This is a genomic window from Ruminococcus sp. 1001136sp1, from assembly GCF_039841815.1.
GTDB lineage: Bacteria > Bacillota > Clostridia > Lachnospirales > Lachnospiraceae > Blautia_A > Blautia_A faecis.
In genome coordinates, this window is sequence record NZ_JBDPGY010000039.1 from 1 (window position 1) to 13,648 (window position 13,648).

The 13,648-nt window shown below is 39.1% G+C and carries 15 protein-coding genes and 1 tRNA gene; all 16 read left to right on the forward strand.

The annotated features are described in order from the left end of the window. The first annotated feature begins 354 nt into the window (after positions 1-354). The 16 genes from ABHC48_RS19850 to ABHC48_RS19925 all read left to right on the forward strand — a co-directional run bounded on the left by ABHC48_RS19850 (position 355) and on the right by ABHC48_RS19925 (position 13,528). A complete protein-coding gene (locus ABHC48_RS19850; protein WP_195700444.1) occupies positions 355-546 on the forward strand; it encodes a helix-turn-helix transcriptional regulator in 192 nt (63 codons plus the stop codon). 725 nt (positions 547-1,271) lie between these two features. Beyond that, a complete protein-coding gene (locus tag ABHC48_RS19855) occupies positions 1,272-1,394 on the forward strand; it encodes a hypothetical protein (protein ID WP_264292699.1) in 123 nt (40 codons plus the stop codon). Beyond that, a complete protein-coding gene (locus ABHC48_RS19860) occupies positions 1,384-1,791 on the forward strand; it encodes a hypothetical protein (RefSeq protein ID WP_195380379.1) in 408 nt (135 codons plus the stop codon). Before ABHC48_RS19855 ends, ABHC48_RS19860 begins: the two co-directional genes overlap by 11 nt. A gap of 18 nt (positions 1,792-1,809) precedes the next feature. Continuing rightward, positions 1,810-2,505, forward strand: a complete 696-nt coding sequence (locus ABHC48_RS19865; RefSeq protein ID WP_195700445.1) for a Cas9 inhibitor AcrIIA9 family protein — start codon at positions 1,810-1,812, stop codon at positions 2,503-2,505. A gap of 4 nt (positions 2,506-2,509) precedes the next feature. Further along, positions 2,510-3,037 (forward strand): hypothetical protein, encoded by a 528-nt coding sequence (locus ABHC48_RS19870; RefSeq protein WP_195380377.1) that lies wholly within the window; start codon positions 2,510-2,512, stop codon positions 3,035-3,037. Between the two features lie 53 nt (positions 3,038-3,090). Then, positions 3,091-4,053, forward strand: a complete 963-nt coding sequence (locus tag ABHC48_RS19875; RefSeq protein WP_195380376.1) for a DUF5688 family protein — start codon at positions 3,091-3,093, stop codon at positions 4,051-4,053. A gap of 84 nt (positions 4,054-4,137) precedes the next feature. Further along, positions 4,138-5,130 carry a DUF5688 family protein gene (locus ABHC48_RS19880; RefSeq protein WP_195700446.1) on the forward strand — a complete coding sequence of 331 codons (993 nt, stop codon included), beginning with the start codon at positions 4,138-4,140 and terminating at the stop codon, positions 5,128-5,130. A 51-nt stretch (positions 5,131-5,181) separates the two neighbouring features. After that, positions 5,182-6,162 carry a DUF5688 family protein gene (locus ABHC48_RS19885; RefSeq protein WP_195380374.1) on the forward strand — a complete coding sequence of 327 codons (981 nt, stop codon included), beginning with the start codon at positions 5,182-5,184 and terminating at the stop codon, positions 6,160-6,162. 62 nt (positions 6,163-6,224) lie between these two features. Next, positions 6,225-7,445 carry a hypothetical protein gene (locus tag ABHC48_RS19890; RefSeq protein ID WP_195700447.1) on the forward strand — a complete coding sequence of 407 codons (1,221 nt, stop codon included), beginning with the start codon at positions 6,225-6,227 and terminating at the stop codon, positions 7,443-7,445. Then, positions 7,396-9,552 carry a PcfJ domain-containing protein gene (locus tag ABHC48_RS19895; protein WP_195700448.1) on the forward strand — a complete coding sequence of 719 codons (2,157 nt, stop codon included), beginning with the start codon at positions 7,396-7,398 and terminating at the stop codon, positions 9,550-9,552. Before ABHC48_RS19890 ends, ABHC48_RS19895 begins: the two co-directional genes overlap by 50 nt. A gap of 35 nt (positions 9,553-9,587) precedes the next feature. Continuing rightward, positions 9,588-10,214, forward strand: coding sequence for a single-stranded DNA-binding protein (locus ABHC48_RS19900; RefSeq protein WP_195700449.1), 627 nt, complete (start codon positions 9,588-9,590; stop codon positions 10,212-10,214). A 258-nt stretch (positions 10,215-10,472) separates the two neighbouring features. Further along, on the forward strand, positions 10,473-10,652 hold the full coding sequence (locus ABHC48_RS19905) for an excisionase (RefSeq protein ID WP_118581334.1): 180 nt from the start codon (positions 10,473-10,475) through the stop codon (positions 10,650-10,652). Positions 10,653-10,734: 82 nt separating this feature from the next. Beyond that, positions 10,735-11,970 (forward strand): site-specific integrase, encoded by a 1,236-nt coding sequence (locus ABHC48_RS19910; RefSeq protein ID WP_118581337.1) that lies wholly within the window; start codon positions 10,735-10,737, stop codon positions 11,968-11,970. A gap of 33 nt (positions 11,971-12,003) precedes the next feature. Further along, the gene (locus ABHC48_RS19915) at positions 12,004-12,153 is read left to right on the forward strand and encodes a hypothetical protein (protein ID WP_195700451.1); all 150 of its coding nucleotides are present in this window, start codon (positions 12,004-12,006) and stop codon (positions 12,151-12,153) included. Positions 12,154-12,477: 324 nt separating this feature from the next. Further along, positions 12,478-12,549, forward strand: a tRNA-Arg gene (locus ABHC48_RS19920). A 52-nt stretch (positions 12,550-12,601) separates the two neighbouring features. Next, positions 12,602-13,528, forward strand: coding sequence for an SH3 domain-containing protein (locus ABHC48_RS19925; RefSeq protein ID WP_243284615.1), 927 nt, complete (start codon positions 12,602-12,604; stop codon positions 13,526-13,528). Positions 13,529-13,648 lie beyond the last annotated feature (120 nt).

A 13,648-nucleotide genomic window follows, 5' to 3' on the forward strand; every position in this document is an offset into this window, starting at 1 on the left:
TTTTCGAAAAATAAAAAGACCCCTATACCATTTCAGATATAGAGATCTTTATGCGTCATACTAACTTAATGACATTGCTCATTCGGGGGGCTTTTCCTTTTGTTTAAGTTGAGATAATTGTAAAAGTAAACTTTGCTAATACAATGACAGAGTCGAGAAACAATAGAAAGGCTATCATGCAACATGTGTGATTGGGTTTAAAAAGAATTTGAAGGCTATGACCAAAAGGAATATATAAGATTCTCACAGCCAATATTGAATAAGGAGCTAGGAAAAAGGAAGCAGGCTGTTATATGCCTGCTTCCTTTATAAAAAAACTTAATAAGTATAAATACAAAATCTGGAGGAAAAAACATGCAGAGGGAAATGATAGGGGAAACTATTCGTAAATTCAGGGCGGAGAGAAAGCTGTCTAGGGAAATGTTGGCTGAACAAACTGGGATTAGTGTATCCCATCTTGAAAAGATAGAGAATAATTTAAGAAATCCCAGTATGAAAACATATGTAAGACTAAGGGCAGCTCTCTGCTTGTTAGGGGCTGGATGATCTGCCAATGATTTGATCACCTCATATTTCTTTTGTTCATCCATTGATAATTCTACCTTTCTGATAATCGTTACCTCCATCTGTTGATGGAAGCATTATACTACATTGGGACATTTTCCTTTATGGTATATTAGGACATTATCATAAATGGTTCATACATAAACACAATATATGGAAATGCAACATTGACACGCACTATATATTGTGTTATCCTATAATCGAATTATCGTTTATGCATAGCACCCTATGCAGAAGAAGTTTAGTCCTGGCAAAATACCGGGAGCAATCATTTGAGACAATAGATCTGAGAAATATAGAAAGACATCAAAAACCTGGAATGGATTTTTGGTGTCTTTTTTTGTTGTCAAAAATTCAGAATCTAGGCAAAGGGAGCAAATACAAAAGGAAGGAGAAGAGGGATAATTCGAAAAAAATAGAAGTATGTCGGATGAGAAACATGGAACAGGAAAAGGAAGGACGACATGCATAAATGGAAAATGCCGGGAACCGAAAAATGTTAGAACTATAAAGAAGGTGAGGGCATAAGAAATGAAGAGTATGCAGGCTATTATTGCCTGGTACTGGCAATTGTCTGCGGACTAAATGCAGCGGAGGCCTGGAAGATCTATCAATATGGACCGGATCATCCGTTAAGTAAAAAAATTCTGAAGCATAAGATCAGGGATTCCTCCCTGAAAAAGCTGAAGAAAAAAGAGCAGGAAAAAATGATGAAAAAGCTGTTTCTGGAAGGCTACAGTAAAAACGCAATTGCAGATGCGTTTGAATGCTTACCGGAAACTGTAACAGCGAGAATCAAAAGAGCAGAGGAGGACATGAATGGAACGTAGAAATATAAATACAGTTGGAACGATATTTAATGACTTTTTAGGTTTGTACACAGGAGAAAGACCAGTTGGGATCCGTGAGCTGATCCAAAAATATGACAAACATCCGGTCCTGATGGGATTGTTGTCCAATGTGGATTCTATTATCTACGTGGATGTCAAAAAGGCCATGTATGAGATTTATCCGCTTTATAAGAAATATAGACATTGTGCGTTGGACGATGAAGCATGGAAAGCCATTGTGGAGAGTGCGGAGGCGCTTGAAAAGAAGTGGAATGGAAACCTTTGGGTACGCCGGGTAATCCTAAATCTGGTAAATGAGCTGGATAAGGAATCTAAGGAACTGCAAAGAGCGGCAGCTGGCGGAAATGCAGAAAATCACGCCTCCAAAGCTGCATAATGACGGGAGGAGTTTTATATGCTGGAAAAATTAGCCAAAAGCATAGAGGAAATAAATGTCCTGGCGGAACATTACCGAACCTGTCATAATGTAGCGGCAATTGAAAGTCTTGCAAAAGAACATTCCATATCCAAAGAGGACATGGATGCTTTTATAGCGGGAAAAAGGAATTTTCTGCTGAAGGTTTTGTTAACCCGGCAATCTGCGTCTGCAACCGAAAAGCTGACAGAAGAAATGCTTCTTTTGCAGGATCCTGGGTATGCGACTGTGATTGGCACGTATCTTTTAGACCTTGCTAGAAAAGATCCTGTTATGAAAGAGGTGATCCTCCAGCCCCATAAGACGTTGCGGCGCTGTATCGAATATGTCCATGAAAAGGCATATGAGACGGCACTTAAAAAGGCAAAGAAAGAGGGAAAAGCTGGTGTGGGGCAAAATACTGGTATTGCGATTGGCTCTACAGAGGTATTTGCCTGGGTAATAGACTATTACCTGTTGGATGACCGTAAGGATATGGAGAAAAAAGCGCAGGAAGAAAAGGATACAATAAAGAAAGCCTGGAAGAAAGCGGAATCTATCAGGGCATTGTCAACAAAATCAAATGATTCAGATACAAAGAAAGATGTTTCGGAAGAGGCGCTGGTGACAGCAAAGCCAGTAGCGAAAAAGAAAGAGGAACCGGAGCAGCTTTCTTTATTTAATTTAGGGGCATGAGAAAATGATTGCGTATAAAGGCTTTGGAAAAAATCTGGTGTGTCTGGGTTACCAATTTAAACGATATGGGATCAATGAGACAACGGAGGCAAATTGCAGACAGAATGGATTCCATTGTGCGGAAAATCCGCTGGATTGTCTTGTTCACTATCCGAATTGGAGAAACTCCAGGTATTTTGTAGTGAAAGCATTTGGAGATCTGGATGAAGATGACCGGGATACCAAAATCTCGTGCACAAAGATGGAACTGAAGGAGGAACTGGATTTTTCAATGCTTTTACTACGGGGAGCTGCGTATATGGCAATACATCCGGACCGCCCATGGTGCAGCCTGGTTTGCAAAGAAACAGGTGTGGGCAATAATGGATTCGTAATTGTACGCGGCAAACAACCAAAAGCAAAAGGAAGGAAAAATGATCTTCTTATTCTTGTCCAGGAAGAGCCTGACAGCAATGAGATTATATATGTAAACCAGCTCTGTGTGGATGGCATAAGATATAAGGAAAATGAATGGTACGGAATTGCAGATTGAAAATTGGATGCTGGATCAGCGGTCATAGAGAAGCCGCAGAAAGGATTATTACGATGAAGTTAGGATATTTGGAATTTGTTGAGGTATTAAGAAAACAGCTTTTAAATGCTTTGCATTTACAGGAACAGCAAATATTTTTTAAAAAGAAAGCCATAGATAATAAGGATCGCTTATTTGTGGAGGCATTTGAAAATTCAAGTGGAAAACAACTGTGCGGTATTGACGTGAAAGATTTATATGAGCGTTGTATGGAAGGGAGTTCGATGGAGTCAATTTCATATTCTGTACAAGATGAAATCGAGAAACTGAAAACGGTTGGCATGTTAGAGGGCGAGATGACTCCAGACAGTTACCAAAAAATCAGAAAATACCTTTTTGTAAAACCGCTAAACAAGAAAGCGCATTCGCTTGAGTTGGAAGATGCAGTGCATAAGGATGTTGGAGATATCGCTTGTGTCGTGTATATGATGCTTAGTAATACGAACGAGTATTTTTGTGTGAAGATAAAAAATCAGCATTTGAAGCAATGGAAAATGACAAAAGAGGCTGTTATGGAAGAGGCGTTAAAAAATACCTGCCAGATGACACCCCCTTTCATTTATACAAATGGTAAGAACAAGTCGGGAGGATCCTTTATGGACAATGGAGCATTTTGCTTATCGAAAAGTGATAAAGTTATGGGGGTTCAGCTCTGCACCAATGCAAAAGAAAATGGAGCGGTTTCCGTATTTTTCCCTGGTGTCCTTCAAAGACTGGCACAGCTTATGGAAAGTGATTTGTACATTTTATTTACAAGCAGAAACGAAAGTTCAATTTACAGTGTAAATGAGAGTAATTTAGAAGATATTAAGGATGAACTCCATATAATGGAAACCGACTATGATAATGGTATTTGGTATGAAGATTCATTGTCAGAAGAACTCTACTACTATAGCAGAATCGAAGATAAGCTTTCTGTATATATGGAAAAAGTAAAGGTTAACTTTACTACGGTTAATTTAAAGGAAGCGCACTGATTATTAGAAAGGTAGATAAGGCTGTGTAATAGTTAAGTGGTAAGCAGTATCTGTATAATCCTAACGAAAGGAAATGAAAATACTATGAGTGAAATTTTAAGTTATGAGAAGTTTGTCGAAAACTTAAGAGCGTATCTGTTAGATGCTTTAAATCTGCAAGAAGAGCGAATTTATTTTGAAGCAAAAGATGAAGAGGGAATGGCTCAGAATGGAGACCGTTTATTTGTGGAATGTCGTGTAAGTTCAGAAGGGAAAGAAGTATGTGGAATCCATACGGAAGAGTTATATGAGGATTACCTGGATGGTGTTTCTGTAGATAAAATCGGAGATACTGTTACAGAAGAAATTAAAAAAATAAGTAAGGCTGGATTCTTCGAAAAAACAAAGAATGTAAATAATTACTCCAAAGTAAAGGGAGACCTGTTTATACGGCTTTTAAACAAAAAGAAACATGAAAAGGCACTGGAAAATGCCGTGTATAAAGAAGTGGATGGCATAGCCTGTGTTTTGTATATGAAAGTTGGACAGAGGGATGGATGTATCTCCAGCATGAAAATCCACAAAGCCAGTCTGGCAGACTGGGGAATGGATGAGGACGAAGCCTACGAGAATGCTTTGTCGAATACATATTCCCTTACTCCCCCAAGAATTTATAAGTGGGAACGCCTGCTTTTTAATCCTGCTTATGAGGGCGACGACTTTATGGACATGAATTATGAAGAAAATATTGTGGAAAGAATTGCTGGTAGCTGTCTTTCTACAAGTATTCGTACCAATGGGGCTGTGGCTGTTTTTCTGCCGGATGTGGCACAAAGGATCGCAGACCTTATGGATGATGATTTCTACATTGTATTTACAAGTGTCCATGAGGCAATGATTCATCCTAAGAGGATGTCCTGTCCGGAAGATCTTGAAAGAATTTTAAAAGAGACACTTAAAGAGGCTACCCCGGACGAAGATTTTCTGACAGATGAAATATATTACTATGACAGAGGTGCCCGGAAAATAATGAAATGGAAAAAGGTGGTATCAAAGGTAACTTTACCGGCAAGCTGTGTTGAAAGGCTTCCGTTGTAAATAGCAATGATAAGGTTTTACGGATTATAAGAAAGGAAACGGAAATTTTATATGTGTCAGCGTTTAACGTATGAAGAATTTGTCCAGAAATTACGGAAATGGATAATAAAAGCTGCTCATCTTCCAGAGGACTATGTTTTCTTTAAGAAAAAAGAAAAGACCGGAATAACCGCAAATGGGGACCGGTTATTTGTAGTCTGCGCTGAAACGGATTCCGGAAAAGACATCTGCGGGATTTTTGTGGAAGAACTTTACCAGGATTATGTAGAAGGAACTTCTATGAAAAACATAGAAGCAAGGGTGAAGTGTGACCTGGATAGAGTGGGAAATATGGAAAATACCAGATATCTGAATGACTATGAAAAAGTCAGGGAACATCTCTTTCTGGGGCTTTTGAACCTGGAAAAACACAGGCATGAACTGAAAAATGCCGTATATAAAACAATGGGGGACATTGCAATCACGTTATATGTGCATGCAGGAACCCTGAAGAATGGGATTACATATTTGAAAGTCAGATCGGAATATTTGGAAACATGGGGCTTGGAAAAAGACGATGTTTTACACGATGCTCTTTTAAACAGTTATCGTATATTGTCTCCAAGAATCTATGATTTCAAAAAAATGATGTACACTCCGGGGTATGCTGGTGATGACTTCATGAATGTGGATCCCTATTTTATTTCGGATAAAAAAAAGAAGGAGGGAATCTGTCTTAGCGTAAAAGGACTCACAAATGGAGCTGTGGCAGTCCTGTATCCAGAAGTGATAAAAAAACTGGTGGAATTAATGGATGGGGATTTTTATGTGGTATTTAGCAGTGTGCATGAAGCCCTGATACACAGCTCAAAACTTTGCAGCTTAGAAGAGCTTGAGAATTTATTAAGAACTTCCAATTCGAGAATGACATTCCAAAAGGAGTTTTTAACGGATAAGGTCTATTATTACTGCAGGGAAGAGGATAAATTTATTATGCTTCAAGGCAGTCTAAAAATGTTAGTTACAACAATCCGTATGGATGAGGAAAATTAAATGATAAGGAACGAGATGCGGCGGGAATTTCCTGCCGTATCTTTTGTTAAGAGGAGAAGAAAATGTCCGAGGGATACGAATACAATTTGTTGACACAGGAGCTGCTTCTTCAAGGATATACGGCGGAACACTATCCGGACTATGTTCGAATCGGAAACGGAAGGCTGGGAAAGTCACCACTTGAAAATTCATGCGGCGGTTTTATATATACCAAAGATTATCTGGAAAAGAAAGCATTTATGTCTGGCTGTGGTCTATACGTGAGTTGGGAAAAATGTATTAACGATATAGATTACCTGGAGGAAACATTCTGCTTTGAAAATGATAATGTCGTTTTTCGGTGTCCATGGCATAAGAAAAATTGTGAACAGAATCATCCCTTATTAAGGGAAGATAATTTCGGCTTCTGTGCCTGCCATATGGTATCAGATTACCAGTATGAAAAAAGTGCAGAATATTTGGAAAACCAGGCAGATCAGAAAAAGAAAGAATTGTTTCAGAAATTTAAGGAACAGCATAAAAACTGTATTTGTAAGATGCATATGTCTTATAACTACGAGAAGCAGGAATGGAGCCTAAACTATGATCCAATGAGGTGTAGATGTGAACCTGGCGATTACTGCACGTTGAAAGGCAGAACTCTTTCTGAAAAAAGCGGGAATATCTACTACGATATAAAGGTATCTACCATTCGAAAAGACGATACCTTTTTTGCTGGTGAACCTGTAGTGACGATCACAAGGGGAAAGAAATTTCTGCAGAGCAAGGTTTCGGTCGATATCTGTGAGGAAATTGCAAAAAGAAACCGGGAGGATATTTTTAGAAAAGAATGGTTCAATGGCTATTCTATGCAGGCGTTGTATGATCCAGATTTGAAGGTGGAAATTCTGAATGTTAGGGTCGCAGCACGCTTGATTCGCGATAAAGTACAGGATCTTCAAGATGAGAAAGCAGGAATAAATGTTAGCTATGAAGCAGACTTTGCGAAAGCGAATAAGAAGTGGAAACAGAAACGAAAAGAGAAACGCCTGGAGCAGACAAAAAGAAAGATTGTGAAAAAGGGCTGGGAGTCTCTGAATGATACAGAACAAAGATTTATGAAGAAGAGACTTTCTGTCGAACAGATTGAAGCTTTGCAACAGGAGTGGGTTACGGCAAATGCGCATAAGGATGAGGCTGAGCAGCTAACCCTAAATTTATATAATAACTTCAGAAAGGACGAATTCGAATTAAATGGAAAAACAAAAGTTAAAAAAAATGAAAATATTGGAAGCAACAGATGAAATGGTACAAGTGGCAGAAAACGATGTCCCGATTATTGGAAATATGCCCTATGAAAAAATGACATACCCGGTTGGCATGCTTATACGCGCGGAAGAGGAAGAAAACATTGTAAAGATTGGATTTTTCTTTACAGAAATTTTAGCAGCAGGTGGAAGACGCCCTTTGTATACGTTGTTCATTGATAAGAAAAAAGATTGTTTCATAGGGTACGATTATCGGCTAAAGAGCTGGACAAATAAAATGCTGGATAAAATCGAATACCCAAATGGGGTAAAGAAACATCATGCATGGTGCGACTTAAAAAGCCTGGAAATAATCCGGAAAACAGTAGAAGAAAACTGTAAGGAAAATGAAATATATGATAGTATTTGGGAATTTGAAGAGCAGGTGCGGAGAAGAACAAGAATACAAAAAAATCGGAAGATTACGCGGGAATGGGACAAGGTGATGAACTGTGTAAAAGAAACACCAAAAGACTGGGATAAATGGATGAAAAAGGTAGGGATCACAGAAAACTATATTTTTTATCAATACTCCAAAAAGAAAAAGGCAGATACTGGTTACTGTACGTGGTGTGAAAGAAATGTCCCTATAAAAGATCCGAAATATAATAAGAAGGGCATATGCCCTAACTGCAGTCATAAAATTCAATACAAACCAATTGGAAGACAGAGAACGGTGATGACGGAAACGGAAAGCGCATACCTGTTACAAACCTGTGGTGATGGCTTGATTGTGCGTGAATTCAGAGCATATGTGAAGTATGATATGATTGCTTACACAAAGCCAATATATATCTGGTGGGAGCAACGCAGATTTGTTTATGACGAGGACCTTAATGAAAAGGAGTTTTATTGGGGATACTGTCACAAGACGGAAGAGCGAAGATGGATTCAGGGAGAATTACGTACAGGCAATCTATATTATCGACAATATGAGCCACGCTATTGGGGACGTATTTATAAAAAGTCTCTTTATGGAATTCATAATGAACAATTTAAGAGAAGCGGATTTTATGAATTGGCTAAGAAAAGTGAAAAAGTAGAGCCGGTAACTTATTTTAAAAAACTAAAAGAATATCCCTATTGGGAACAGCTGGCTAAGGCAGGCCTGAATCATTTGGTAAATGAAATGATAATAACAGATCAATCTGTTTATTTTAAAGAATCCAATTCTTTAAGCCATGCGCTGGGTATTGATAAGTTTCGGTTAAATCGACTTCGAGATAATAAGGGGGGAATTGTATTCCTTCAATGGCTGGTTTTTGAAAAGGGATTGGGAAAGATGATCAGAGATGATGTGATTGCCTGGTTCTCAAAATACAAGATTGATCCAACAGAGTTATTGTTCATACTGGATCGAATGAATCCGGAGCAGATTAGAAATTATTTGAAAAAGCAGGCGAGCCAAAGTGAAAAAACGCCAAGAGATCTTCTGGGTACATGGAAGGATTATCTTGATATGGCTGAAGAACTTGACCTGAATATAAAGGATTCCATTGTATATCGGGTACGAAAGCTGGAACTGCGGCATAATGAAGTGATCCAAATGCTGAGAGATAAAGAAATGGATTTGAAAGCAGATGAGGTCGTGGAAAAGTTTCCTACAATAGAAGCGGTTTGCGAAAGTCTGAAAAAATATGAATATAAAGATCAAAAGTATCAGATTGTAGCACCGCGAAATGTAAAAGATATTTTGGCAGAGGGAAATGAACTAAAGCATTGCATTACTGGAAAGGAAACTTATTTTGACCGTATGGCAAAACAGGAATCCTATCTTTTGTTTCTACGAAAAACAGATACTCCAGAGAAACCCTATTATACATTGGAAGTGGAACCTGATGGAACAGTACGCCAGAAGCGTACTTATTTTGACCGTCAAAATCCTGACATTGAGGAAGCAAAAAAATTTTTGGTGAAGTGGCAGAAGCAGCTTACACGTAAGCTCAATAAAGAAGATAAGATTCTTTCGCTAAAGAGCCGGGATCTTCGGAAAAAAGAAATCGAAGATTTGCGGAAAAAGAAAGTAAAAGTGAATGGATTTGGATTCACTGGAAAGTTGCTTGCGGATATCCTGGAAGAGGATTTGATGGAGAACGCCGCATAAAATGGTAAACAAAAGAGAGAAAGGATAAAGATACTATGGCCTATATAATGTTTGACGACAACCAGGTTGTTATCACTGGTAAGATTGCAATGGATTTTACATTTAGTCATAAGATTTGTGGAGAATGCTTTTATAAGGCGGAGCTTCAGGTTAAGCGCCTCAGCGATTCTGTAGATACAATTCCGGTGTTGATATCGGAACAAATTGCAGATATTACGAAGAGCCGCGTTGGTGAATTTGCGGAAATTTATGGGGAATTTCATTCACATAATCTACGTGAAGAAAACCATACTCGATTAGAGCTTTATGTATTTGCCAGGGAAGTGAAATTTGTAGAGGTAAATGACTCTAAGACGGATTACACAAATCGAATTCTTCTGGAAGGTACAATCTGTAAACCTACAGTTTACCGAAAAACCCCTCTGAAAAAAGAAATTACGGATCTGCTTCTGGCTGTGAACCGGTCTTTTGGAAAATCAGATTACATACCCTGCATTTGTTGGGGGAGTACCGCCCGCTATGCGGCTGATCTTAAGGTGGGAACCCGTGTGATGGTCTGGGGCAGAATCCAAAGCCGGGAGTACAAAAAACGGATCGAGGAAAATGAAACTCAGAAGCGAATTTCATATGAGGTTTCAATAAATACGCTGGAGGTAGCGTAAATGTTGAGTTTATAACTTTTTATGATAATTAAGCGATAATAATAAAACTTTAATGCTACATATTTGAAACTGTGATGAAATTGACACATAGTTTCATGGATGATATTATAAAAATGGTATTTGGCAGCAGACGCTGCATAAACTCTTATTCCGATTTGGTTCGGGATGGATGGAAATAACGGTAGTGTGTGCAATTGCACCCAAAAATCACGAAAACGTTGATTTTTGGGTGCTTTTTTGATTTGGGAGGTGATTATTATGTCTGAGAAATATTTGTTGACGATTGATGAGGCTGCTGAATATTTCAACATTGGTAAAAACAAACTGCGCGATATGATAAAAGAACCTTGCTGCAATTTTGTGCTTTTCAATGGTAAGAAAGCGCTTATCAAAAAAAACAGACTGGAATCATATTTAGATGAAACTGTTTATTTATGATTGCAGGAAACGGAGGTGTGTGATAAGATTAGTGCTATAAAAAATAACATTTACGCACCTCTAGTTAATAAGAGGTGAAAGAATGGGAAAAAATTTAAAAGGAAAGGAATTGGGAAAAGGCATTACACAAAGAAAAAACGGGGTGTATCATGGAAGGTATGTAGACCGTTTCGGCGACAGAAGATCCGTCTATGGTACAACGGTGAAAGAAGTAAAAGCTAAGCTGGCAGAGGCGGAACTAAACGAACAAAAGCTGTCAAATATTGTTGATGAAAAAATAACATTGGATGAGTGGTACGAAAAATGGATGCGGGTTTATAAAGAACCTGTTGTCCGTCTCAGCACAAAAACTACATACAATTCAATGTATAAAAGGTTGATTTCACCAGTTCTTGGAAAAACTCGTTTAGTAAATATCACCAAATTGATGATTACAGATTTGGTGAATAATATGTCAAAAAAAGGATATCAGTATGAGTCTTTGAACAAAGTAAAGGTTCTTCTTATTGATATGCTTAATAGAGCAATGGAAGATCAGTTCCTTATCCGTAATCCAGCAAAAGGTGTAAGATTGCCAAAGAATAAGCCACAGAATGAGATTAAGGCGCTCAGCAAAGAGGATCAGACAGACTTTTTTGAATGTGCCGCCGGTACATTCTATAATAATATGTTTGTAGTTGCTGTAAATACTGGTTTACGTCCAGGAGAATTGTATGCGCTTACGGAAGATGATATTGATTGGAAAAATAATGTTATTCATGTGAAGCGTACGTTGTTGTATCAGAAACTGGAGGGTGATGAGTGTAAGACGTTCCATCTGGGACCACCAAAGACAGAAACAAGTATAAGGACAGTTCCAATTAATTCATATTGCCGTAAAGCATTAGAAAAACAGATTATTCAGCATAAAATTGTAATGGCGAAAACTTGTAGGAAGAATTTGGAATTTCCTGATTTCCTGTTTACTACGAAGCTCGGGACTCCATTAAATGCACAATTATATTGCGATGCAATTGAAAGAATCGTGCAGGAAGTGAATCTGATGAGGGATCCGTTGGATTTGATGGAAACTTTTTCAGGACACTGCTTCAGACATACATTTGCTACTAGATGTTTTGAAGCTGGAATTGTACCAAAAACAGTGCAAGCCTATCTTGGCCATGCTTCTCTTCAGATGACAATGGATTTATATACTGCGGTTATGGAGCATAAAAAAGTGAATGATATGCAACTTCTTGAAGATTCAATTGATCTCCCGGATCCGGCAGCTGAGATAAATTTAGCTAGTAATGAAAAAGTTATTAAATTTTGTGGGTGATACCGTGGGGTAAAAATGGGGTAGTACAGAAAAATGATATGGCGTAGAGCCTTGGAATCCCTTGATTTTACTGGATTTATTGTAACCAGATGGGGTGCAAATAAATGTAATTATTACGTATATCAGAGCACCCCATACGACCTCTACGGAACACCTGATTTTTCCAGTATTTCCAAGGGTTGAGAGAGTGGTGTATTTCACGTAAATTATTATAATTTCAAGCTATTTATTACGAAAATGGAGTAAAAATGGAGTACTAGAGCGTGTTTGAAAAAGGCTTTCTGCAAGATGTGCGTCACAATTTGTGGGAGATTTTGCCCGGATGAGGGCGGGGCTGTCTATTTCCCGACAGCCCCTTTTTCAAAACTGACATAACTATTCCGTCAAAAGAAAAAACTTTACATCCAGTCGATATTGTGCTATAATTTTTTAGTCGAAGTGGTTGTATATGAGGTTGCTGTTTAAATGTTAGACAGTAACTAATGATAATGCAGCTTTCGAATTTATGCACCTGTAGCTCAGTGGATAGAGCAGTGGTTTCCGGTACCATGTGCGGGGGTTCGATTCCCTTCAGGTGTATTGCCTGGAACGATCGGGCGTTCCGGTGCGTTGTATTAAGGAGGACAAGAACTTGGATAATTTCAGAGAATGGTTATCAGATAACCTTCGCTATTTTATGCTTGGCGGAGCGATTCTGTTAATCGTGGTTGTCCTGTTTTTCGGTATCCGTGCATTTATGGGAAGCGGGAAGGGCGATTCCAGCAAGGATACAGCCGATGGGCAGGTAACAGCAGACAACGACCAGGGAAATGTTCCTTCTTCTCCGGCAAATGATGGGGAGACTGACGGGAAGAAAGACGCCAATCCCATGGAAAAAGCTAATGAAGAGATTACTTCATTGATCAAGAGCTATTACACAGCTCTGGGGGATAAAGATATTACCACATTGCGTACTTTGGTAGATAATCTTGCACCGGCAGACGAGTCTAAGATTACCAATGCCAAGTACATTGAAGGGTATGAAGCTGGTGATATCTACACGAAAAAGGGGCTTGATGACGATTCCTATGTAGTATATTCCTGTTTTTACTACATCTGTCAGGGGATTGATACAAAGGTACCTGCGCTTGCTGAGTTCTATGTGGTAAAGGACACAGACGGGAACTGGAAGATTGACGGCGCTGCTCACGATGACAGCGACGAGATAACGAAATATGAAGTTTCTTTGCGTCAGGATGACGACGTGAAGGAGCTGAAGGCCAAGGTACAGAAGCAGTATGAGGATGCACAGACTGCAGATCCTGCACTTGCTGCTTTCCTTGATGGTCTTGGTGAGGATGTCACAGGATCTGCAGAGACAGCCGATGGAACTACGCTGGTAGTGACAGAGGATTGTAATGTCCGTGCAGCAGCCAGCAGTGATGCAGAAGTGATTGGTGGATTGTCCGCTGGGACAGAAGTAGTCAAGAAAGGTGAGAGCGGAGACTGGATCCAGATTGACTATGAAGGCTCTGAGGCGTATGTTCACAGCAGCCTTCTGGAAGAGAAAACTGAATAAGTATAAAAGAGGAATTGTCATGATGGCAGTTCCTTTTTTGCGTGGTGCGCCTGGCGGCGCACGTTTCTAACGGGTTAAAGTCCCGAATCCGCCCGGTAGTGGGAAGGATATAGCCGAAGG

Excerpts from the sequence above, each read along its gene's own strand:
- ABHC48_RS19850 (WP_195700444.1), top strand. The coding sequence starts at position 355 with ATGCAGAGGGAAATGATAGGGGAAACTATTCGTAAATTCAGGGCGGAG.
- ABHC48_RS19875 (WP_195380376.1), top strand. The coding sequence starts at position 3,091 with ATGAAGTTAGGATATTTGGAATTTGTTGAGGTATTAAGAAAACAGCTT.
- ABHC48_RS19880 (WP_195700446.1), top strand. The coding sequence starts at position 4,138 with ATGAGTGAAATTTTAAGTTATGAGAAGTTTGTCGAAAACTTAAGAGCG.
- ABHC48_RS19860 (WP_195380379.1), top strand. The coding sequence starts at position 1,384 with ATGGAACGTAGAAATATAAATACAGTTGGAACGATATTTAATGACTTT.
- ABHC48_RS19870 (WP_195380377.1), top strand. The coding sequence starts at position 2,510 with ATGATTGCGTATAAAGGCTTTGGAAAAAATCTGGTGTGTCTGGGTTAC.
- ABHC48_RS19915 (WP_195700451.1), top strand. The coding sequence starts at position 12,004 with ATGATATGGCGTAGAGCCTTGGAATCCCTTGATTTTACTGGATTTATT.
- ABHC48_RS19895 (WP_195700448.1), top strand. The coding sequence starts at position 7,396 with ATGGAAAAACAAAAGTTAAAAAAAATGAAAATATTGGAAGCAACAGAT.
- ABHC48_RS19855 (WP_264292699.1), top strand. The coding sequence starts at position 1,272 with ATGATGAAAAAGCTGTTTCTGGAAGGCTACAGTAAAAACGCAATTGCA.
- ABHC48_RS19905 (WP_118581334.1), top strand. The coding sequence starts at position 10,473 with ATGTCTGAGAAATATTTGTTGACGATTGATGAGGCTGCTGAATATTTC.
- ABHC48_RS19865 (WP_195700445.1), top strand. The coding sequence starts at position 1,810 with ATGCTGGAAAAATTAGCCAAAAGCATAGAGGAAATAAATGTCCTGGCG.
- ABHC48_RS19900 (WP_195700449.1), top strand. The coding sequence starts at position 9,588 with ATGGCCTATATAATGTTTGACGACAACCAGGTTGTTATCACTGGTAAG.
- ABHC48_RS19885 (WP_195380374.1), top strand. The coding sequence starts at position 5,182 with ATGTGTCAGCGTTTAACGTATGAAGAATTTGTCCAGAAATTACGGAAA.
- ABHC48_RS19910 (WP_118581337.1), top strand. The coding sequence starts at position 10,735 with ATGGGAAAAAATTTAAAAGGAAAGGAATTGGGAAAAGGCATTACACAA.
- ABHC48_RS19890 (WP_195700447.1), top strand. The coding sequence starts at position 6,225 with ATGTCCGAGGGATACGAATACAATTTGTTGACACAGGAGCTGCTTCTT.